The organism is Pseudomonas sp. CFBP 5748 (assembly GCF_053850495.1).
This window is the reverse complement of the sequence record NZ_JBSPTN010000005.1, coordinates 346,502-365,513: the sequence shown is the minus strand read 5'-3', so window position 1 is coordinate 365,513 and position 19,012 is coordinate 346,502. Positions and strand designations below refer to the sequence as shown.

At 58.4% G+C, this 19,012-nt stretch carries 15 protein-coding genes; 8 read left to right on the top strand and 7 right to left on the bottom strand.

What is annotated here, in order from left to right; translation table 11 throughout:
* Window positions 1-193: 193 nt before the first annotated feature.
* Window positions 194-1,120 (bottom strand): 2-hydroxyacid dehydrogenase, encoded by a 927-nt coding sequence (locus ACWNZ1_RS14200; protein WP_280944113.1) that lies wholly within the window; start codon window positions 1,118-1,120, stop codon window positions 194-196.
* A gap of 287 nt (window positions 1,121-1,407) precedes the next feature.
* Here ACWNZ1_RS14200 and gabT point away from each other — a divergent pair, with 287 nt between their 5' ends.
* From gabT to ACWNZ1_RS14185, 3 genes are all read left to right on the top strand, one after another.
* Entirely contained in the window at window positions 1,408-2,700 is a 1,293-nt protein-coding gene (gene gabT, locus ACWNZ1_RS14195) for a 4-aminobutyrate--2-oxoglutarate transaminase (RefSeq protein ID WP_256453361.1), read from the top strand.
* A gap of 87 nt (window positions 2,701-2,787) precedes the next feature.
* A complete protein-coding gene (locus ACWNZ1_RS14190; protein WP_256453360.1) occupies window positions 2,788-3,444 on the top strand; it encodes an HAD family hydrolase in 657 nt (218 codons plus the stop codon).
* Between the two features lie 45 nt (window positions 3,445-3,489).
* Window positions 3,490-3,978, top strand: a complete 489-nt coding sequence (locus ACWNZ1_RS14185) for an Lrp/AsnC family transcriptional regulator (RefSeq protein ID WP_135846009.1) — start codon at window positions 3,490-3,492, stop codon at window positions 3,976-3,978.
* A gap of 13 nt (window positions 3,979-3,991) precedes the next feature.
* Here the strand turns inward: ACWNZ1_RS14185 and ACWNZ1_RS14180 are convergent, their stop codons facing one another.
* Together ACWNZ1_RS14180 and ACWNZ1_RS14175 are read right to left on the bottom strand one after the other, a co-directional pair.
* On the bottom strand, window positions 3,992-6,379 hold the full coding sequence (locus tag ACWNZ1_RS14180) for a response regulator (protein ID WP_456027705.1): 2,388 nt from the start codon (window positions 6,377-6,379) through the stop codon (window positions 3,992-3,994).
* Between the two features lie 75 nt (window positions 6,380-6,454).
* Window positions 6,455-7,408 (bottom strand): alpha/beta fold hydrolase, encoded by a 954-nt coding sequence (locus tag ACWNZ1_RS14175; RefSeq protein ID WP_265072172.1) that lies wholly within the window; start codon window positions 7,406-7,408, stop codon window positions 6,455-6,457.
* A gap of 236 nt (window positions 7,409-7,644) precedes the next feature.
* On the opposite strand from ACWNZ1_RS14175, the gene ACWNZ1_RS14170 reads away from it, so the two are divergent.
* Window positions 7,645-8,304 carry an MFS transporter gene (locus ACWNZ1_RS14170; RefSeq protein ID WP_265072171.1) on the top strand — a complete coding sequence of 220 codons (660 nt, stop codon included), beginning with the start codon at window positions 7,645-7,647 and terminating at the stop codon, window positions 8,302-8,304.
* A 309-nt stretch (window positions 8,305-8,613) separates the two neighbouring features.
* On the opposite strand, the gene ACWNZ1_RS14165 is transcribed toward ACWNZ1_RS14170, so the two are convergent.
* Both ACWNZ1_RS14165 and ACWNZ1_RS14160 read right to left on the bottom strand, forming a co-directional pair.
* Window positions 8,614-9,261, bottom strand: coding sequence for a VOC family protein (locus ACWNZ1_RS14165; RefSeq protein ID WP_265072170.1), 648 nt, complete (start codon window positions 9,259-9,261; stop codon window positions 8,614-8,616).
* Window positions 9,262-9,336: 75 nt separating this feature from the next.
* Entirely contained in the window at window positions 9,337-10,137 is an 801-nt protein-coding gene (locus ACWNZ1_RS14160; protein ID WP_280944109.1) for a hypothetical protein, read from the bottom strand.
* Window positions 10,138-10,345: 208 nt separating this feature from the next.
* Between ACWNZ1_RS14160 and ACWNZ1_RS14155 the strand changes: the two genes are divergently transcribed.
* Window positions 10,346-11,092: a substrate-binding periplasmic protein gene (locus tag ACWNZ1_RS14155; protein ID WP_256453354.1), complete on the top strand. Its 747-nt coding sequence runs from the start codon at window positions 10,346-10,348 to the stop codon at window positions 11,090-11,092.
* An 85-nt stretch (window positions 11,093-11,177) separates the two neighbouring features.
* On the opposite strand, the gene ACWNZ1_RS14150 is transcribed toward ACWNZ1_RS14155, so the two are convergent.
* Complete coding sequence (locus ACWNZ1_RS14150; RefSeq protein ID WP_135846003.1) at window positions 11,178-11,558, bottom strand: winged helix-turn-helix transcriptional regulator; 381 nt, start codon at window positions 11,556-11,558, stop codon at window positions 11,178-11,180.
* Window positions 11,559-11,650: 92 nt separating this feature from the next.
* On the opposite strand from ACWNZ1_RS14150, the gene ACWNZ1_RS14145 reads away from it, so the two are divergent.
* The 3 genes from ACWNZ1_RS14145 to ACWNZ1_RS14135 all read left to right on the top strand — a co-directional run bounded on the left by ACWNZ1_RS14145 (window position 11,651) and on the right by ACWNZ1_RS14135 (window position 16,586).
* A complete protein-coding gene (locus ACWNZ1_RS14145) occupies window positions 11,651-12,061 on the top strand; it encodes a DoxX family protein (protein WP_256453353.1) in 411 nt (136 codons plus the stop codon).
* Between the two features lie 500 nt (window positions 12,062-12,561).
* Window positions 12,562-13,581, top strand: coding sequence for a substrate-binding domain-containing protein (locus ACWNZ1_RS14140; RefSeq protein ID WP_238346763.1), 1,020 nt, complete (start codon window positions 12,562-12,564; stop codon window positions 13,579-13,581).
* A complete protein-coding gene (locus ACWNZ1_RS14135; protein WP_135846000.1) occupies window positions 13,569-16,586 on the top strand; it encodes an EAL domain-containing protein in 3,018 nt (1,005 codons plus the stop codon). The genes ACWNZ1_RS14140 and ACWNZ1_RS14135 overlap by 13 nt, the downstream gene beginning before the upstream one ends.
* A gap of 91 nt (window positions 16,587-16,677) precedes the next feature.
* On the opposite strand, the gene ACWNZ1_RS14130 is transcribed toward ACWNZ1_RS14135, so the two are convergent.
* Window positions 16,678-18,894, bottom strand: coding sequence for a TonB-dependent siderophore receptor (locus ACWNZ1_RS14130; protein ID WP_135845999.1), 2,217 nt, complete (start codon window positions 18,892-18,894; stop codon window positions 16,678-16,680).
* Between the last annotated feature and the right edge of the window lie 118 nt (window positions 18,895-19,012).

Sequence of the window (19,012 nt, the reverse complement as noted above, 5' to 3'; positions counted from 1 at the left end):
GACGGTTTTTGTCCGCTGAAAGTGTGTGTATCTCACCTGCAACGAGGCCTGACAAGGGCCGCTAATTGATTCGGCAGGTTCCGTAAGCAACGGTGCGGCCGGCCACATTTCTTGCTCAAATCCGACGCCGGGCCAGCAGGAAATACTGGAGCGTTTTTCCGCCTTCGAGACTGCACAAAAGGCGGAGGAAGGGTCAGTAGTTACGCTCACGATCAACCAGGCCCAGCATCGATTCACCCCGTTGATGCCGGCGGATATTCTCCAGCAACACGCCAAAGGCACTCTCGGGCTGAGTCATCGCGGCGATGTGTGGCGTCAGCAGTATCTGTGGATGGTCCCAGAACGGATGGTCCGCGGCAGCCGGTTCCTGTTCCAGGACATCGAGCACCGCCGCGCTGAGTTGGCCGCTGGCAAGCGCTTCAAGCAGGTCCGTCTCGACCAGATGCCCACCCCGGCCCATGTTGATCAAGGCGGCACCCTCGGGCAGATGCTGGAACAGCTGACGGTCGAGAATTCCTCGGGTCTGCTCGGTCAACGGCAGGACACACACGACGATGTCGCACTGGCTGAGAAAGGCCGGCAGTTGCTCGGTGCCGGCAAAACACTCCACCCCTTCAATACGATGTTCGCTGCGGGCCCAGCCCGACAAGGCAAAGCCAAAGGTCTTCAAGGTGGTGAGTATCTGCTGCGCCTGCAAACCCAGGCCCATGACCCCGATCCGGCGTTGCCGGGCGGGCACCAGCCGGTGCGCCTGCCAGCACCGTTCGGCCTGTTGCTGGCGGTAGCGCAACATGTCCCGATGCAGACTGAGCACCGCGAAACTGGCGTACTCGCACATGCCCTGACTGATCCCCGGGTCGAGCAAGCGCACCACCGGCAGCGTCGTCGGCAAGCGACCAAGGTCAAGCTGATCGACCCCGGCTGACAAGGCGAACAGAACCTTGAGGTTCGGCAACACGGTTTCGATGTCATCCGGTGCCTGCCAGGCCGCGAGGTACTGAATATCCCGCGCGTCGCCGATGTCCGGCCAGGCACGCCACTCGATATCCGGAGCGTGTTCGGCGAACAGGCGCCGCCAGTGTTCGCCGCGTACCGGGTCAGCTTTATAAAGCAGGGCCATGGATCACTTCTCGCCTGAAATTAAGGAGTATCCAGCATGCCTCAATGCCAGAGCAGGATCTGTCGAAAGGACCCGCGTAGCCGCATTACGCTGCGTTGTAAGACGCTCTTGCCGGCAGATTCCATGGGGTGGGAGGTCTCTGGAGTTTTCTGCTGTTTGCCGGGGTGTAAACAGTCGATCCGGATTTCTCAGCGGCCAAGTTCGGCTTAGACAATCGCGTCGAACCCTTAACCTGTGAACACAGCGCAACCGCTTCCTGGGTGCGAGGCTCACGATGGGAAATGCCAATGAACAGTAAAGTCGAAGAAACCCCAAGTCTGCTCCGTCAACGTGATCAATTCGTGCCACGTGGCCTGGTCACCGCGCACCCACTGGTGATCGACAGGGCCCAAGGCTCGCAATTGTGGGACGTGGACGGCAAGCGCTACCTGGACTTCGTCGGCGGTATCGGTGTGTTGAACATCGGCCACAATCACCCCAAGGTGGTCGCGGCGGTGCAGGCCCAGTTGCAGAAAGTCACCCATGCCTGCTTCCAGGTCGTGGCCTACAAGCCTTACCTGGACCTGGCCCAACGCCTGTGCGAAATGATCGGTGGCCACGAGGCCTACAAAGCGGCGTTCTTCACTTCCGGCGCCGAAGCAGTGGAGAACGCGGTGAAGATTGCCCGTGCCCACACCAACCGCTCGGCGGTGATCGCTTTTCGCGGCGGGTTCCATGGCCGGACTTTGCTCGGCACCACGCTGACCGGGATGAGCCAGCCGTATAAGCAGAACTTCGGTCCGTTCGCGCCGGAGGTGTTCCACACCCCGTATCCGAACGCTTATCGCGGCGTCACCAGTGAGATGGCGCTGCAGGCGCTGGACGAGCTGTTGGCCACGCAAGTAGCCCCTGAGCGGGTCGCGGCGATCATCATCGAGCCGGTGCAGGGCGATGGCGGTTTCCTTTCGGCACCCGCCGAGTTTCTGCAGGGTTTGCGCGCGCTGACGCAAAAGCACGGCATTGTGTTGATTCTCGATGAAATCCAGACCGGTTTCGGGCGCACCGGCAAATGGTTCGGTTTCCAGCATGCTGGCATCCAGCCGGACCTGGTCACCGTCGCCAAAAGCCTCGCCGGCGGCTTGCCGTTGTCCGGCGTCGTTGGCAAGGCTGAGATCATGGACGCGCCGCTCCCTGGTGGCCTGGGCGGCACATACGGCGGTAACGCGCTGTCCTGCGCAGCGGCGCTGGCGGTGATCGACGCCTATGAGCAGGAACAACTGCTGGCCCGTGGCGAAGCCCTGGGCGAGCGTCTGCGCCAAGGCTTGTTGCAGTTGCAAGCGCGTTACCGGCAAATTGGCGACGTGCGCGGCAGCGGCTTTATGCTGGCCATCGAGCTGATCAAGAATGACGACGCCCGCACCCCGGATGCCGAGCTGAATCAACGCCTGATTGACGAAGCGCGAGCGGGCGGCTTGCTGGTGATCAAATGCGGGGTCTACCGCAACGTGTTGCGTTTCCTTGCGCCGCTGGTGACGACTGAAACGCAGATTGATGAAGCGTTGCAGATTCTCGACGCCGCCCTGGCGCGCGTCCTGGGTTGAATGCCAGCGCGCATGACGTTTGCCAAGGCAAGCGTCAGTGCTGGTTAATGGAGCGTGATCGATGGGACATCATCGGAGACTTTAAAGATGAGGCTGACTGAATATCGGGCGTTGTTGATCGACTGCGATGAGGTTCTGGTGGATCGCGACTCCGGCGTCTGGAGTGCGTTGCGGCCGCTGTTGGAGCAGCACGGCGACGCACCGGACAAGGCCCGCGTGCTGGCCGAGTTCGATGAGGTGCTGCAAGCGCTGTATCCACGCTTTGGCGAACTGGGTTTCAGCGGCTTGCTGTGCTTCGCCCACCGGCAATTGGCCGAGCGCTGGAAGCTCAAGATCAGTTGGGAGGAGGGTATGAGCTTCGCCCGGTCGGCTGCCGTCTGGACGCTGTTCGAGGACGCGCCGGGTGCGATGCTCTATTTGCGCAAGTTCTATCGCCTGCTGGTGCACGGCGATCGCGATGCAGAGGACCGGGGCGCCCTGTGCGAGCGCCTGGGCATCGAGCCGGAGGATTTTATTTCCCTGGCGAGCGACCCGTTGCAGGATCACGAGTGGTTGTTGGCCAACGATCTGGATGCTGAAGCTATCCTACAGATAACCCGTCCTGGTGCCCGTCCACACAAGGTCGGGGCGGTTTGCCTGATCTGTCGCAGCAGCGAAAACCCGTCCACGCCATGCGCGGCGGACTATTGCATCAACAGCATGGCTGATCTGGTGGCTCAGCATCAGCTGTCTTTACGACGCTGATTTTGTTAGAAGATTGTCTTACAAACGGTAGGCAAGAGGTATGCGATGGAAGGTTTAGCGAAACTGGACCGGATCGACATCAGCATTTTGGTAGAGCTTCAAAAAGACGGTCGCATGACCAACGTCAGCCTGGCCGATGCCGTGGGCTTGTCCGCCAGCCCCTGTTTGCAGCGGGTCAAGCGGTTGGAATCGCTGGGGTATATCTCCAGCTACAAGGCCCATCTGAACCTGGCCAAGATTACCGATTCGGTGACGGTTTTCACCGAGATTACCCTGAGCGACCACAAACGCGAGGATTTCGCCAAGTTCGAATCCAACATCCGCCTGGTGGATGAAGTGCTCGAATGCCACCTGATCAGCGGCGGCTACGATTACCTGGTGCGCTTCATGACCCGCAGCATCCAGGACTACCAGGACGTGATGGAAAGCCTGCTGGACAAGAACATCGGCATCTCCAAGTACTTCAGCTACATCGTCATCAAGTCACCCGTGCGCAAGGACGAGATCCCGTTGCGCAAGCTACTGCGGCATTGATAAGGCGTCATGTTCAGTGTGACCCAGCACTGCCATCAGCCGAATGAATCAGCGCACCGACTCGCAGACCCAGATCGGTCAAGTTGAACGGCTTGGTCATCACCCGGGTCGTTGCGTCGACCGAAACCAGGCTTTCGCCCTCGGCAAACCCGGTGATGAACAACACTTTCAGCGTTGGGTGCCGGGCCCTCAGTTCGTCCGCCAGGTTGATGCCGTTCATGGCGCCGGGCAGGCCGATGTCTGTCAGCAATACATCGATGTGCTCGGCGTTATCGGCTTGCTTCAAGGCCGAGTCGCTGTCCAGCGCCTGGAGGACGCGGTAACCGTTTTCGCTCAGGAACTCCGCGACCATTTGGCGAATGGCCGCTTCGTCGTCAACCAGCAGAATCGTTTCGTTGCTCCCAGGTGGCAGCGGTTCAATTCCGGTCGGCTTGGCGCTTTTCAGCGGGGAGGGGAACCGGCGCACAACAGGAAAGTACATCGTCACCGTCGTGCCCACTCCGACGGTGCTGTGGATCTTCACCTGACCTCCGGATTGCTGGGCGAATCCGTAGATCATCGAAAGACCCAAACCGGAACCTTCACCAATGCGCTTCGTGGTGAAGAACGGATCGAACACGCGAGACATGATCTCGGCACTGATCCCCATGCCTGAGTCCGTGACCGATATCCCCACGTACGGGCCCGCAGGCATTATCTTTTCGCTGGAAGACTTTTCGTCGATCACGCAGCGGTACACATCAAGCTTCAAGGCTCCACCCCCGGGCATCGCGTCCCGAGCGTTGATCGCAAGATTGAGCAGGGCGTTCTCCAGTTCATTGGGGTTGCACTTGATCGGGTCGTTGCTTCTGAAAGAACACTCGACATTGATGCTGGGGCCCACGGAGCGCCGGATCATCTCCTCAAGGCCCGCCACCACCCGGCGCGGTTCGAGCACTTCCGGCTGGAGTGATTGCTGCCGAGAAAACGCCAGCAAACGCTGGGTGAGGGCGGCTGCACGTGCCGCCGAGGTCAGGGCGACGCTGTTGTAGCGCGACAGTTGGTCATAGTGGTGGCTGTCGATGCGGCGTTGCATCAGTTCCAAACTACTGGTGATGCCTGCCAGCAGGTTGTTGAAGTCATGGGCGATACCCCCGGTCAGTTGGCCGACGGCTTCCATTTTCTGACTTTGCCGCAACTTGGACTCGGCCAAGGCGCGCTCGTGTTGTTCGGCCTCAAGCTGCTCGGTACGCTGGGTGATACGTTCTTCGAGCCGATCGTTCCAATCCCTCAGCGCGGCCTCCAGCTGTACCCGTTCATTGATATCTTCGACGGTGCCGTACCACTGTTCGCATTGCCCACCAGGGCTCAGGCTGCAAAACGCCCGGATCCTGAACCATCGGTATTCCCCGGTGAGTTTTCGCAGGCGGATTTGCGAGTCGAAGGGTTGCAGGTTTGACAGCGACAAATTCCATAACCGGGCGATGGCGATTTTGTCGTCGGGGTGCGTTGCATTGAGCCACTGGCGCCCCAGCGTCTGTGCCGGTGACCTTCCGGTGTAGTCATACCAACGCTGATCCAGGGACATCACTGCGCCATGGCTGTCGGCCGTCCACGGCCAGTGAGGGTTGAGCTCGGCCGCGATCCGGTAGTGTCTTTCGCTTTCACGCAGTTTTTCTTCGGTCAGGCGCATGGCCTGCAGCGCTTTGGAGCGCTTTAATGCCGCACCGAGCAGGTTGCCGTAACCGCGCAGAAAATCGATATCGCTCTCGGCAAACTGTCGCGGATGACGACTGTCGACCTCGAAAATTCCGAAAGGGCGTGTTTCGGTGGCGCCAAAAACCAATACGTTGACGAACGCCTGGACCCCGTTTTGCCGTTGAAAATCGTGGTAGCGAAAGCGTGTTTCAGCCGAGATATCCGTTGAGATGACGGCGCTACCGGTATCGAGGGAAAAGTGTTCCGGGGTTCCTTCCAATGCCTGCACCCGGACGTTGCCCACGACCCCCGGCGTCCAGCCCACGCCGTTTCGCACGAGAAAGGTGAGGCCGTCGTCCTCCAGCAGCATGAACTTCGCCAGCTGGGTTTGCAGTGCATCTCCCACCAGGCGACAGGCCTCGTCGAGGATGTGTTCCAGATCGTCTGAAACCAGGGCCAACTCACCGAATTCGGCGAGCACCTTGCGTTGACGTAATAAAGTGTCTTCGATTGCCATGTGGGTCACCCTTGGTACGTCCTCAGTATCGGAGGGCAGGGTGGCGGCTAGGTTCACACGGATCGATGACCGTGCTTGCCAGGGGGCGGGCGAGGGATGAGCGACAACGCAAAAGCCCTTCGTGGGAAGGGCTTTGCTAGGTGGATGCTGAATCTGTGACCACCCGAGATCAGGTGGGAGCGGGCTTGCTCGCGAAGACGGCGGCACTCCAGGATTGATGCAAGCTGATCCACCGCTTTCGCGAGCAAGCCCGCTCCCACAGTAGATCACTCTGTACCGCTTTTATTCCTGAAGAAACTTCAACAGATCCTGATTCAGACGATCCTTGTGAGTCTCGGTCAAGCCATGGGGCGCACCGGCGTAGACGATGAGTTTTGCGCCCTTGATCAGTGCCGCCGAGGCCCGACCCGATGCGTCGATAGGTACGATCTGATCGTCGTCCCCATGGATGACCAAGGTTGGCACATCGAACTTCTTCAGGTCACCGCGAAAATCGCTGGCCGAGAACGCCGCGATCGAGTCATAGGTATTCTTGCTGCCGCCCTGCATGCCCTGCGCCCAGAAGGTCTGGATCAGACCTTGGGACGGCTTGGCACCCTTGCGGTTGTAGCCGAAGAAAGGGCCCGAGGCGATGTCCAGGTAAAGCTGCGAACGGTTCTCCAGGGACGCCTTGCGCAGGCCATCGAACACTTCGATGGGCAGGCCGCCAGGGTTGGTTTCGGTCTTGAGCATCAGCGGCGGTACGGAGGAAACCAGGACCGCTTTCTTCACCCGACCGGTACCGTGGCGACCGATGTAGCGAGCCACTTCACCGCCCCCGGTGGAGAAACCGACCAAGGTCACGTCCTTCAGGTCCAGCGCTTCAATGACCGCCGCCAAGTCGTCGGCGTAGTGATCCATGTCGTTGCCTTCCCAAGGCTGGCTGGAGCGTCCGTGGCCGCGGCGATCGTGGGCGACCACGCGATAACCCTTCGAGGCGAGGAACATCATCTGCGCTTCCCAGCTATCGGAGTCCAGTGGCCAGCCGTGGCTGAAGGTCACGACCTGGCCATTCCTCGGACCCCAGTCCTTGTAGTAAAGCTGCACGCCATCCTGGGTGGTGATGTAACTGGCGGACTGGACAACACTGCCGACAGCGGACGCGCTCGCACCGGCCTGAACAGGTGACGCGGCCTCGGCGCTGAGGGTTGCGAGGGCCAGGGTCGCGACGGCCATGGTGCGGTTGAAAGTGTTCATCGTTGCTCTCTCCATAAGGGTCGGTTTGATCTGCTGCGATCGTCATCGATCGCTTGGTGGGCAGATTAAAGCGAGAGGCCGATGACCAGAACTGCAGGGTGTCGATAGCAACTATGGGAATAACGGATACCTGCGTTATCCCGATAATCAAGCCGAATAAAATTGCGTGACGAGGGTTTGCCGGTGCCTCACCGTTTCGCGCTCTGCGTTACGCTTTTGGAGCGCGAAGCGCATTTGTGGGCATCTTGTTGCTCATGCCCTCGATACCCACCCAGAAGAAAATGTCGATCAAGAGTCAACTCAAGATTTTGAAGCAAGGGTCTGTCTGGCTCAGCCTTTCGACCGTCGTATTTGTATTTGCGACGATGTTCTCCGGCTATAGCTTTATTGCCGAGTATCTGGAAGGCGTCACTCACATGAATGGAACATGGGTGAGTGCAATGTTGATGGCGTTTGGTATTTTCGGGTTCTTCGGGAATTTTTTGTTCAGCGCCTGGCTGCAAAAAAATGCAATCCGTACCAGGATCATCTACCCGCTGCTCTATATCGGTATCTACGTACTGGTTTATCTTCTCGGCGGATCATTCTCGGCCATGGTGCTGTTGACCCTTTTGTGGGGGCTGCTGCACTCCGCAGGCCTGGTCATCAGTCAGAGTTGGTTGATGCGTGACGCCAGTGAAGCGCCAGAATTCGCCAATAGTCTCTATATCTCATTCTCGAACTTGGGTATTACCCTAGGTGCGTCGTTGGCTGGTTGGGTCATCGCGAGTCTGGGTACGCACAACCTGGTATGGAGCAGCGTCATTTTTGCCGCGCTGGCGCTTCTGAGCATCGTTGCGAAATTGAGCCTCTATGGAAAAGGCCAGGCCTCTTCGGCGCCTGTATTGGCCCATTGAGAGCGTTTCAACTTTTCGTCACAGACTTGCTGCTCTTAAACCACTGTAGCCCTCAACCAAAAGAAGGCATCGGCCCCAACGAGTGCAAGATCCACGTGACCGCCGCTACGGCGGCCAGCACCGCGACGACAAGGCCGATCAGCACCCACTTCAGGATTTTCCACCCTTTCGACGGCTGAGACCTTGGCGCGAGCGTCTCTACCGTGAGCGTCATCCCCCCGTCACATCGCTGGCAAACAGCAGTGTCGTGAAGGAGGAGGGACCCGCATTGATCACAGTTTGTCATGTCGTCACTTCTAGGTTCAGGCTTCACTCTCGTGAAAGCGGCAGTGTTTTCGAACCACTTGGCGTTTGAATATGCGCAAGCAGATAAGGGGTTGAAGCCAGGGCGAGTGCATGCAGCTGAACCGGTCCAGAAAAGTTCATGGCCGTCAGAATCTCTTTGATTTTTTCCGGATCGGTGTGGAAAACCTCCAATGCCAGCAGCGAGCAGCCTTGGTCCTGGAGTGTGCTCGCCGGGTGCGGTCCGTCGGCCCATTGGATGAGGGTGGGGGCTGCTCCGGCCAAGGGAAGGTTACCGTCGGCCGGTACGGTTATGTGCCAGTTCAATGATCCTCTCGTCATTGGTTCAATGGCCCCGACAATGTCGTGGCAAGCGTCATGGGCAGCCTGGATATCATCGGTTCGGGCAACCCAGGTCGCCAGCCGTGCCGGGGAATGGGGAGCCAACTGATCAAGGCCAAACCAGCGGGCCCGGTCCGGACGTTCAGCGCTGGGGTCCACGGCGATCACTTCCAGGTAGAGACCGGGGCCAAGGTGAAGCAGCCGGTTATGGGTACCCATGCGGGAATGGGCGCCGCCTGGTTGAAGTTCGACGCCCAGCGCGCTTGTCACGAATCTGCAGCCGGTGTCGAGGTCCGGTGCCACGATGACAAGGTGATCGACAGTGGTGTGCATGTGTTCAGCTCCTGCTTAGTGCTGCCTCAAGTGAGCAGCATTGTGGTCCGTCGTGGGCTTGTTGAAGCGGGAGGCTTAATACTTATAGACGATGCCCAGCTTACCCATGATCTCCAATGCATTGACCAGGCCCAAGCCGTTCATGGGCAGGCACGCAAAGCTCTGGCATTCATCGAAATGAGTGCCGATGGCCAGCAACTTCAAATCATGAGCGTCCAACTGCGCGTTGAAGTACTGGAGCAGTGCCCGTTCCCAATCGTTGGCGCCGTTAACAGCATCGATGGTTTTACGCTCAGGCTTGGAAACTTCAATGTCCAACTGCCGTAACGGTGCCAGGGCATTTACCGCATCGACCCCATAGGACGACCAATCCTTCCACTCGAACCGGGCCAACTGATCAGCCCCGGTGAGTGCTGACTCGACTTGCGTCCAGGCCCAATCCCACTGCGCTGTCGGGGCCGGAATGTTCCGAGTGAGTGCTTGCGCTTGTTCCTCATCAAACAGGCAGTAAAACAGGTCGGCCAGCGTATCGGTCAAATCGAGCGGCGGCGCTTGTACCTGGGTATCCAGATCCCGACTCAAGCGCTGCCACAGACCGTCCAACTCCTCCCAGTCCTCTTCATCCATGCCATCCTCGATCACCTGAGCCTTGTGGCCGCGCTGGTAATTATCCAGCCGCGTCTTGCGCACACGAATCCCATCCTCGGCGAGGCCGACTTCATAGCTGGTGTAATCCAGATAGTTGGTCTGGAAAACGATGCGGTCAGTAAACACATCATGAACAATGCTTTCTTGCGCATCGAAATACGCCGCGCCCTCAAGCTTGCCATGGGTGGTGGTGACACGTTGAAACGACAGCAGGTCGATTGGCTTCATGTAGGTGGGATCGTATGAAGAGGGGGAGATGGACGCCCAGGATAAGTTGAGCGCCGCCCGGTTGGCGCTGATCGTACATCAAGGTGTAAAAATTGCTAAGGGAAGGCGGGTGGACTGCATCAGCCGTCAGGCGCGTGTTTGGGTCTATGCTTATCTTGTCCTTTCAAGAAGGCCCCTATGAACACCGAACGGTCCACCAGGAGAGCACGTGAAACATACGACACCTGCCGCAGTGCTGCTCTGTCTGTTGCTCGGCACGGTTGCCAGGGCCGAGGAGTATCAGGTCGTCACTGAGGAGTGGGCACCGTATAACTACCAGGAAAACAATCAGCTCACTGGCATGACCACGGAAGTCGTCCGGGCCATCATGGCGCTGACCGGAGATGACTTTGAAGTGCTGCTCAAGCCGAGTATGCGCGCCAGCCAGATACTGAAGACCCGGCGCAAGACCATCATGTACTCCATGTTCCGCACGGCGGAGCGCGAGTCGTTGTACAAGTGGGTCGGCCCGATCGTGGAAGAGTCCATTCACCCCTATCAGTTGGCCAGTGCGCCGCCGCTGAGCTCCCTGGAACAACTGCTGCGCGCCCCGCAGATCACCACGCGCCATGCCGGCCTGGTGCCGCAGATGCTGCAGTCGCTGGGCTTCAACAACCTGGACAAAAGTGCAACCGAGAGCAAGCAGCTCTACCGCATGCTGCTCGCCGGGCGCACCAGCATCATCGTTGGCGACACCGATGCGGGGGTGGCTTACTACAGCCGCCAGTTGGACATCGCCCCCGGCACGCTGCGCAAAATCCCCATCGAACTCTATCACTCATCGTTGTACATCGCCTTTAGCCTCGACTCTGAAGACAAAGTGGTCACCGCGTGGGCCCGTGCCCTGGAGCAGTTGCGCCGCTCTGGCGAGTTGCGGCGCATCCAGTCTCGGTATGAGCAACCCGTCGGGCAATGAAAGCGCGTAACCGTCAAAGACTCGTCTCGGACTGCGATCCCCTAAGATTGAGGCCTTGCCCCAGTCAACCTGGTATGACCATCGCCTACTTCGTACTGGCTTTGCGCCCACGAGCGCCAGGCTTAACCGGCACGCTTGTGCCGTACTCGCTCCACCAAGCAGTGAGCGCTTCCATCGTCGGGCCAAGGCCACGAGCCTTGTGTGTAATTTCATACTCGACGCGCGGGGGGACCTCCGCAAATACGGTTCGTGTTACCAAACCGTCAGTCTCCAGTTCGCGTAGCTGCGCCGTAAGCATGTGCTGAGTAATGCCTGGAATGGCTTTGCGCAGCTCGCCAAAGCGATAGACCCGCTGGTTGAGCAACCACATGATTTCTAACTTCCATTTTCCTGAAAGCAGGGCAAATGCGCGACGCATTTCCTCATGCATGTTCACTTCCACTTCTTCATTAGTCTGGTTTTCCATACTAAGCACCATGTATTCATCCTACTTGTCGCTAGTTATATTAGGCGACATCCTCTCGGCATATTGAACTTAATACCGAGAGATCAAAACATATGACCACTGCATATATTTACTGGATCAGTACCGCGCTGCTGTCGCTGCTCTATTTCGCCTCCGCAGGCTTGTATATCGCCAAAGGCGATTTCGTGCGAAAGGCGCAAGCAGACTTGGGGTATTCGGCTCCATTTCTGGTGCCGCTCATGATCGTCGTCAAGGTACTCGGCCCGCTCGCCATTCTTGGGCACTTCAACGTGGCGCTGAGCGATCTCGCCTATGCCGGTATGCTCTATCACTTGATTTTGTCTGGCATGGCTCACTTGGGCGCTCGCAAGCCTAAAGACGCACTTCCTGCCGCCCTGGGCCTGATTTTTTTGGTCGTCTCCTTCGCAACGCAAAACGCTGCTCGTGAAGTGCAGTCGCCTTACGCACCTGCAACTACCGTGTTTTCAGCATCTCTTAACTGATGGATATTCATTACGGGCTATAGCCTCACACCTGACGGCGGAATGGTCATTGACGCCGCGCGCTGAACCGCGCACGTAAGCCTTGTCGCTAAATTGACAGGGAATGCACATGACGTCTTGCGGCCGCAGGGCAAAAGCATCGGTATTTCCTTGCTACGGCGCCAACTGCAACCATTGCTGCGCATTGCCCTGGGTGACCTTGATCACCGGCCAGGCACCACGCCTCTTTGAAATGGCTTCATTCAAAAAAGACCTGAGGACAGCAGAACCGACTATTCTTTCGGGCAGTGAACACACTCTTATAAAAAAGGGACGTCATGTCAGATTATGATCGCGCCATCGGTTCCAGACCCGGCATTACATGCGGTGATCGAAATTGTCTGAGCAGGCCCAGGCTACTCTGGATGGCTTCAGTTACGGTTTTCTGTTTTTTCACGGCGGCTCCCGGCCACGGGCAGAACCTGCCAACCGCAGCGGCTGACGAAAACGCCGCCGTGACGGTGACTCAAGCGCAGGAAATCGTTGCCGGGGCCTCCCTCCAAGCCGTTCGCTGGAGCGGCCCTGAATCCGGCCCGAAGGCCCTGCGGGGCAAGAGCATCGCCATTGTCGCTGAAGATTTGCGTAATGGAGGCATTGTCGGTGTCGCCCAGGGCGCTCGCGAGGCAGTCAAGGCGATGGGGTGGACGCTGAGGGTCTTCGATGGCGCTGGAACACAGGCCGGGCGCGCAAAGGCCTTTGCCGATGCCCTGGCGGCGAACCCCGACGGCCTCATTCTGTGTGGCGCCGACGCCCTGGAGAACAAGGCAGAGTTGGCTCTCTTCGCCGACAAGGGGATACCGGTGGTGGGTTGGCACGCCGGGGCACGCCCCGGGCCGATTGACGGCACGCCGGTGGCCATGAACGTCTCGACCGACCCACTCGAAGTGGCTCGCCTCACGGCCATGGCGGCAGTGGCACAGTCAAACGGACACGCCGGCGTTGTCATCCTGACCGACTCCAAGTACGCCATCGCCATGGCGAAAGCCAAAGCCATGGAAAGCGTCATTCGCGCCTGTCGGGAGTGTACGGTGCTGGAAGTGCGCGATGTCGCGATTTCCGAAAGTGCCCAGAAGATGCCGGCGATCACCACGGAGCTGCTTCAGCGCTATGGCAAGCGCTGGACCCACACGCTGGCGATCAACGATATCTATTTTGACCACGCGATTGCCTCCTTGACCAAGGCCGCAATACCCAGCGACGGCATCAGTCTGTTGTCTGCCGGTGATGGCAGCTCTTCGGCTTTCTTGCGCATACAGGCCAAAACCTACCAGACGGTCACTGTGGCCGAGCCGCTCAACCTGCATGGCTGGCAGGTGATTGATGAATTGAACCGGCTGTTGGCGGGTCAGCCAGTGAGCGGTTTCGTAGCACCGATTCACCTGGTCAATGTCGACAATATTGCCTTCGACGGCGGGAAAAAACTCCTGTACGACCCTGACAATGGTTATCGAGAAATCTATCGTTACCAATGGAATCCCTGATATTGGACTTTACTTCCCGGCTCGGACGCCGGCTATTGCCGCAATCGCTACGCGCACAGTTCACACTGGCGTTTCTGACGCTCGCGCTGCTAATCCTGGCGGGAGGGGCAACTGCAGTCTATGCGTTGCGCACCTCAAACAGCGCCACCCGCCAATTGACGGATGAGCGACTGGTCCGCATGCAAGATGGGCAAGACATGCTGCAGCGTACGTTGCTGATCGAACGCCAGACCGATCAACTGCTCACAACCCGCTCTCCCGACACGCTGCGTTCAAGCTATGCGGCGACCGTCAAACAGCTTGCGGCCCTTGATCAGCTGGTGCAGCAGCTGACCGCCGCGAACAGTGGCGTCGCAATACTCGACATGCATCAGTCGAGTCAGATGTTCCGCAATACCGCTAACATCGTTGCGCAACTGCGCGACAGTCTGCTGCAAACCGAGGTGACCTTCGAGCAAACCCTGAAGGATTACACCGCTCGCCTGACCGCGACCCAGACCCGGGCCAGCCTGGAACTGGCGGTGTTGCTTTTCGATCTGCCGCAGGCTGTTGACAGTGATGCGGTGCAACGGCTTCGGATCCGATATGAGCGTCTGTCACGCACCGCAGGCACGTTACCCGACGCCGATAGGGAAATGCCCGATCTCTTCTCTCTGCGCCTGACGCTCATCGAACAATACAACGTCATACGGCGCTTCAATGAGAAACTGCAGAATGAGGCCGGGGTTCTGGTCGCGGTGGCCCGTGCGCAATCCAATGCTTACACCAAAGACTATCGCGAAGCCGTGCAACGCCTGGTCGAGGCCTCAAATCGTAGCCAGCAATGGGTGCTGATCATGTTGGGCGCCAGCCTGGTGTTCGCCTGGTTCGTGACCCGGGTCTTCATGGGCCATCATGTGCTCGTGCGCCTGAATGAGATAAGCCGGCAATTGCGTCAGGAACACACTGACAAAAAGCATGTGATGATGGCCGAACATGGGAAGGACGAGATCGGCAACATGGCTCGTGCGGTGAATCAATTCCTCAAAGACCGCGTTCAGCTGGAAAAAAGAACCGTCCAACTGAGTATCGCCACAGAGCGGCTCGCCCTGCAAAACAGCCGATTGGAGCAAGAGGCAATCATCCGGGCCGGACAAGGCCATGTCCTGGAGTTGATCGCCAGGAGCACCGAGCTTGCAGAAGTCCTCGACAGCCTGGCTCACTTGGTCGAGTCCCAACTGGAAGGAATGATGGTGTCCATCCTGGTGCTGGATGAGGAGGGCACGCATCTGCTGCACGGGGCTGCCCCCAGTTTGCCGAAAGCCTATAACCAGGTCATTGACGGGGTTGCGATTGGTCCGAACGTCGGCTCATGCGGCACCGCGGTGTATCGACGAGAAGCGGTCATCGTCACCGATATCGAACTGGATCCGCTGTGGGAGGACTACCGTTCGCTCGCTGCGCTCTATGGGTTTCGTTCCTGCTGGTCGACGCCGATTCTGTCCCATGAGCGAAAGGTATTGGGCACGTTTGCCTTGTATTCCAGCACCGTACGCAGCCCGAGCTCGATCGAGAAGCGACTGATCGACATGGCGACACCGCTTGCCGGCATCGCGATAGAACGCCAACTGACTGAAAAACGCATTCGCTATATGGGCGACCACGATGCACTGACCGGTCTGCCCAATCGCACCCTGCTCGAAGACCGTCTCAAGCAGGCAATACTCTATGCCCAGCGCTACAACCGCCTGGTGACGGTGGTGTTTCTTGACCTGGACAAATTCAAACTGGTGAATGACAGCCTTGGACACAGTGCTGGAGATGAACTGCTGAAAACCGTCGCCCAGCGCATGCAGGAGTGTGTACGCCGCACCGACACCGTCGTGCGATTGGGTGGCGACGAGTTTGTGATCGTCCTGTTCGACCAGCCCTCGGACCTCGACGGTGTGACGCCAGCCTTGCGCAAAATCCAGGAAGCCATCCTGCGACCGATTCAGCTCAGCGGACATACACTCCACGTCACCTGCAGCATGGGGGTGGCTGCCTATCCTGCCGATGGCAGCGATCCCGACACGTTACTCAGCAACGCGGACGCCGCCATGTACCGGGCCAAGGAGTTGGGGCGCAACAGTTACCAGTTCTACACGAGCGAGATGAATAACAAGGTCCAGGGCAAGCTCGCCCTGCAAGACGGGCTTCGAAACGCACTCAACCATGACGAGTTCCTGCTGTTGTACCAACCACAGGTGGATTTGCAGTCAGGTCAGATTGTTGGCGTAGAGGCACTGATCCGCTGGCAGCACCCGGAGCTTGGCATGGTGTCTCCCATCAAATTCATTCCGCAGGCCGAAGAGACCGGGTTGATCGTGCCCATCGGCGACTGGGTGATCCATACCGCGTGCAGACAGAACAAGGACTGGCAGGACGCAGGCTGGCCGCCGATTACCATGTCGGTGAATATTTCAGCCCGCCAGTTCATTGAAAGGGACCTGGTCGACCGAGTGATGCATGCCTTGCAAGAAACCGGACTGGACCCGATGTACCTTGAGCTGGAGCTGACCGAAAGCCTGATCATGCAAGACCTTCAGCAAGCCGTCAGCAAAATGAAGGAGCTGCAATCGATGGGGATCCGTCTCTCGATCGACGACTTCGGCACCGGCTACTCGAGCCTTGCGGCATTGAAAAGTTTCCCGATCGCCAGGCTCAAGATCGACCAGTCTTTCGTGCGCGATCTGCCCGACAACGAGAACGACAAAGCCATCGCCACCGCGGTGATTTCGTTGGGGCATAAACTGAACCTCAAGGTCATTGCCGAAGGTGTTGAAACCGAAGAACAACTGAGCTTCCTGCGTGAAAACGGCTGCGATGAAATACAGGGTTACTTCTTCAGCAAAGCGGTCAGTGCGCAGGAGATCAGTCTGTTGTTGTGTACGCCTCGGTTGCTTCAACCGAGCCGCATTGTGAGCCCTGAATCGGTCAGGCAACGTGATGTAGAGCGCCCGAATAATCCAATGCCCAGGCATTGAGGGCTCGCCATATTCAGTTCGGCGTAGGGTTTCGATGTTCAGCACAGTTGCAAGGCTCGGTCGGCACCTGGAGTGCCGACCGAGCCCATGCTTACCACCTGAAGTTAACGGACGTCACCAACTCGCGCTCGTCGCCGTAGCGGCAGATGGCAAACTCACAGTAGGTGTACTTTTTGTTCGTCACATTGTTCGCGTTGAGGGCGATGTCCCAGTTCTTGTCGATCTGGTAGCTGGCCATGGCATCGAACAGGGTATAGGCCGGCATCTGCGAGTCGATACCCGAGGCCTGGGTCGTTCCCTTATAGCGAGCACCGCCACCGATCTTCAACTGCGGCAAGCCGAGCAGGGCGAAGTTGTAGTCAGCCCATACGGCGGCCTGGTGGTAGGGGGTATCTTCGCTGCGCTGGCCTACTTCGCTCTGGATCACGCTTTTGGTAATGCGGGCATCGGTGTAGGCGTAGGTCGCAATGACACTCAGTTGAGGCGTCACCTCTGTCTTGGCTTCCAGTTCCAGTCCGCGGGAGCGCTGTTCGCCAATCTGCTGGGGATTTAGGCCCGCCAGGTCGCGCTTCACTACGTTTTCTTGCGTCAGTTCATAAACCGCTGCGCTCAACAGCGTGTTGCTGCCAGGGGGTTGGTAGCGGATGCCGATTTCGTACTGCTTGCCTTCGGTGGGATCGAATTTCTGGCCAGGTGCCTCGGCCACCGCAACCGGGAAGAACGATTCGCTGTAGCTGATGTACGGGGCCAGGCCGTTATCTGCCTGATAAACAAGGCCGGCACGCCAGGTGGTGGCTTCGTTGCTCTGGTCGAGCTTCTGGCCAGTGGCGAAAGCTCTTTGATCCTGGTCGGCCCAGTCGTGTCGACCGCCGAGCAACAGCAACCAATGGTCGTCGAACTTGATCTGGTCTTGCAGGTAGATGCCTGTCTGCAGGGTATCAATCTCTGAGCCACGATCACGACTTTGTCTCTTATCCACCACTACCGGTTGCCCGTAGTTGTAGTCACCGATATTGATAGAAGGCGCATTGGCCCGGAAGTTATGCGAGTCGTACGAGGCATCGTAGGTGTCGGCGCCCACCAAGAAGGTATTTTCAATGCCGCCGATGTTCCAGCGTGTCTCGATATTGGTGTCGCTGGCCAGGGCCCTGGAACGCTCATGGCGATCGCTGTACTGACGACGCAGGATGCCCGTAGTGGCCGCGCTGTTGATGGCCGCCGCACTCGTCTGGGCCTGCAGGTATTTCCATTTCACATCCGCTTCGTAGTAACGCAGTTTGTTGCTGATACGGGTGTGCTCGTCGAAACGGTGTTCGAACTCGTAGCCAATGGCGGACATTTCGCCATTCATATCGTCGTAGTCAGGCTCACCGATGAAATCGTGGCGGCCGATGGTGAACGGTCCGTTGCCGACACCCTTGACGAGTTGGTAGGGCAGGGGGGCGGAGAAGCGTGTGTCACTTTTTTGATAGAAAGACAACAGTGTCAGCGAGGTGTCATCGTTCGGGCGCCAGGTCAGGGCCGGGGCGATGTAGGTCTTGTCGTCGTTGACGTAGTCCTGCTGGGTATCACTGTCGCGCTGAAGCATGGTCAGGCGATAGCTGAGGGTCTCGCTGTCGCCGAGGGGGCCGCTGAAGTCGGCTGTCAGTTGCTTGCGATCATGATTGCCGTATTGCAGGCCCAATTCATGCAGCGGTGTTTCGGTGGGGCGCTTGCTGACGCCGTTGACGAATCCACCTGGGGACAGTTGCCCGTACAGTACCGACGCCGCGCCGCGGATCACTTCCACGCGTTCCAGGCCGAAGGGTTCCTGGACGCCATCGTAGGAGTTGTTTTGCAGGCGCATGCCATCGCGTAGCGAGCCGCCGGTGGCGGACTCTACGTCGAAGCCACGAATGCGGAACCGATCGGAAGTCCGGTTGAAGCTGCTTGGCTGGCTGGTGAAACCCGGGGTGTAGCTCAGGGTGTCGGCCAGGGTGTCGGACTTGCGATCGCGCATTTCATCGGCGGTCACCACGGACAACGACTGCGGCGTTTCGGTAATGGCCGCGTTGGTTTTGGTGGCGCTGGTGTTGCGCAAGGCGACTTTGCCGTTGACCGGGCCAGTCGGGTTCTCCAGGGGGGCGGCGTTGATGTTGATTTCGCCGAGTTGAACGGCGGCGCCCTTGTCGGGGGTGTCATCCTGCGCGGCGATCGCCTGGGCTGAAAAGATGCTCCCCAAAGCCAGTGCAAGGGTGCTCAGGTGAAACGCTGGGTGACGCGCGACGTAACGTTTTCCGGTGCCAACTGTTGTTTTTGTTCCGAGCATCGAGGGAATCCTTGAGTTTACATTTTGGCTTTGGGGGGCCTTATGCCCTGATTCAGTTCGATCAATAGACCATCAGGGTTGGTGTCTACTGGCCACATGTTAGCTGTAAATGATAAGG

Excerpts from the sequence above, each read along its gene's own strand:
- ACWNZ1_RS14200 (WP_280944113.1), bottom strand. The coding sequence starts at position 1,120 with ATGGCCCTGCTTTATAAAGCTGACCCGGTACGCGGCGAACACTGGCGG.
- gabT (WP_256453361.1), top strand. The coding sequence starts at position 1,408 with ATGAACAGTAAAGTCGAAGAAACCCCAAGTCTGCTCCGTCAACGTGAT.
- ACWNZ1_RS14190 (WP_256453360.1), top strand. The coding sequence starts at position 2,788 with ATGAGGCTGACTGAATATCGGGCGTTGTTGATCGACTGCGATGAGGTT.
- ACWNZ1_RS14185 (WP_135846009.1), top strand. The coding sequence starts at position 3,490 with ATGGAAGGTTTAGCGAAACTGGACCGGATCGACATCAGCATTTTGGTA.
- ACWNZ1_RS14175 (WP_265072172.1), bottom strand. The coding sequence starts at position 7,408 with ATGAACACTTTCAACCGCACCATGGCCGTCGCGACCCTGGCCCTCGCA.
- ACWNZ1_RS14165 (WP_265072170.1), bottom strand. The coding sequence starts at position 9,261 with ATGCACACCACTGTCGATCACCTTGTCATCGTGGCACCGGACCTCGAC.
- ACWNZ1_RS14160 (WP_280944109.1), bottom strand. The coding sequence starts at position 10,137 with ATGAAGCCAATCGACCTGCTGTCGTTTCAACGTGTCACCACCACCCAT.
- ACWNZ1_RS14150 (WP_135846003.1), bottom strand. The coding sequence starts at position 11,558 with ATGGAAAACCAGACTAATGAAGAAGTGGAAGTGAACATGCATGAGGAA.
- ACWNZ1_RS14145 (WP_256453353.1), top strand. The coding sequence starts at position 11,651 with ATGACCACTGCATATATTTACTGGATCAGTACCGCGCTGCTGTCGCTG.
- ACWNZ1_RS14135 (WP_135846000.1), top strand. The coding sequence starts at position 13,569 with ATGGAATCCCTGATATTGGACTTTACTTCCCGGCTCGGACGCCGGCTA.
- ACWNZ1_RS14130 (WP_135845999.1), bottom strand. The coding sequence starts at position 18,894 with ATGCTCGGAACAAAAACAACAGTTGGCACCGGAAAACGTTACGTCGCG.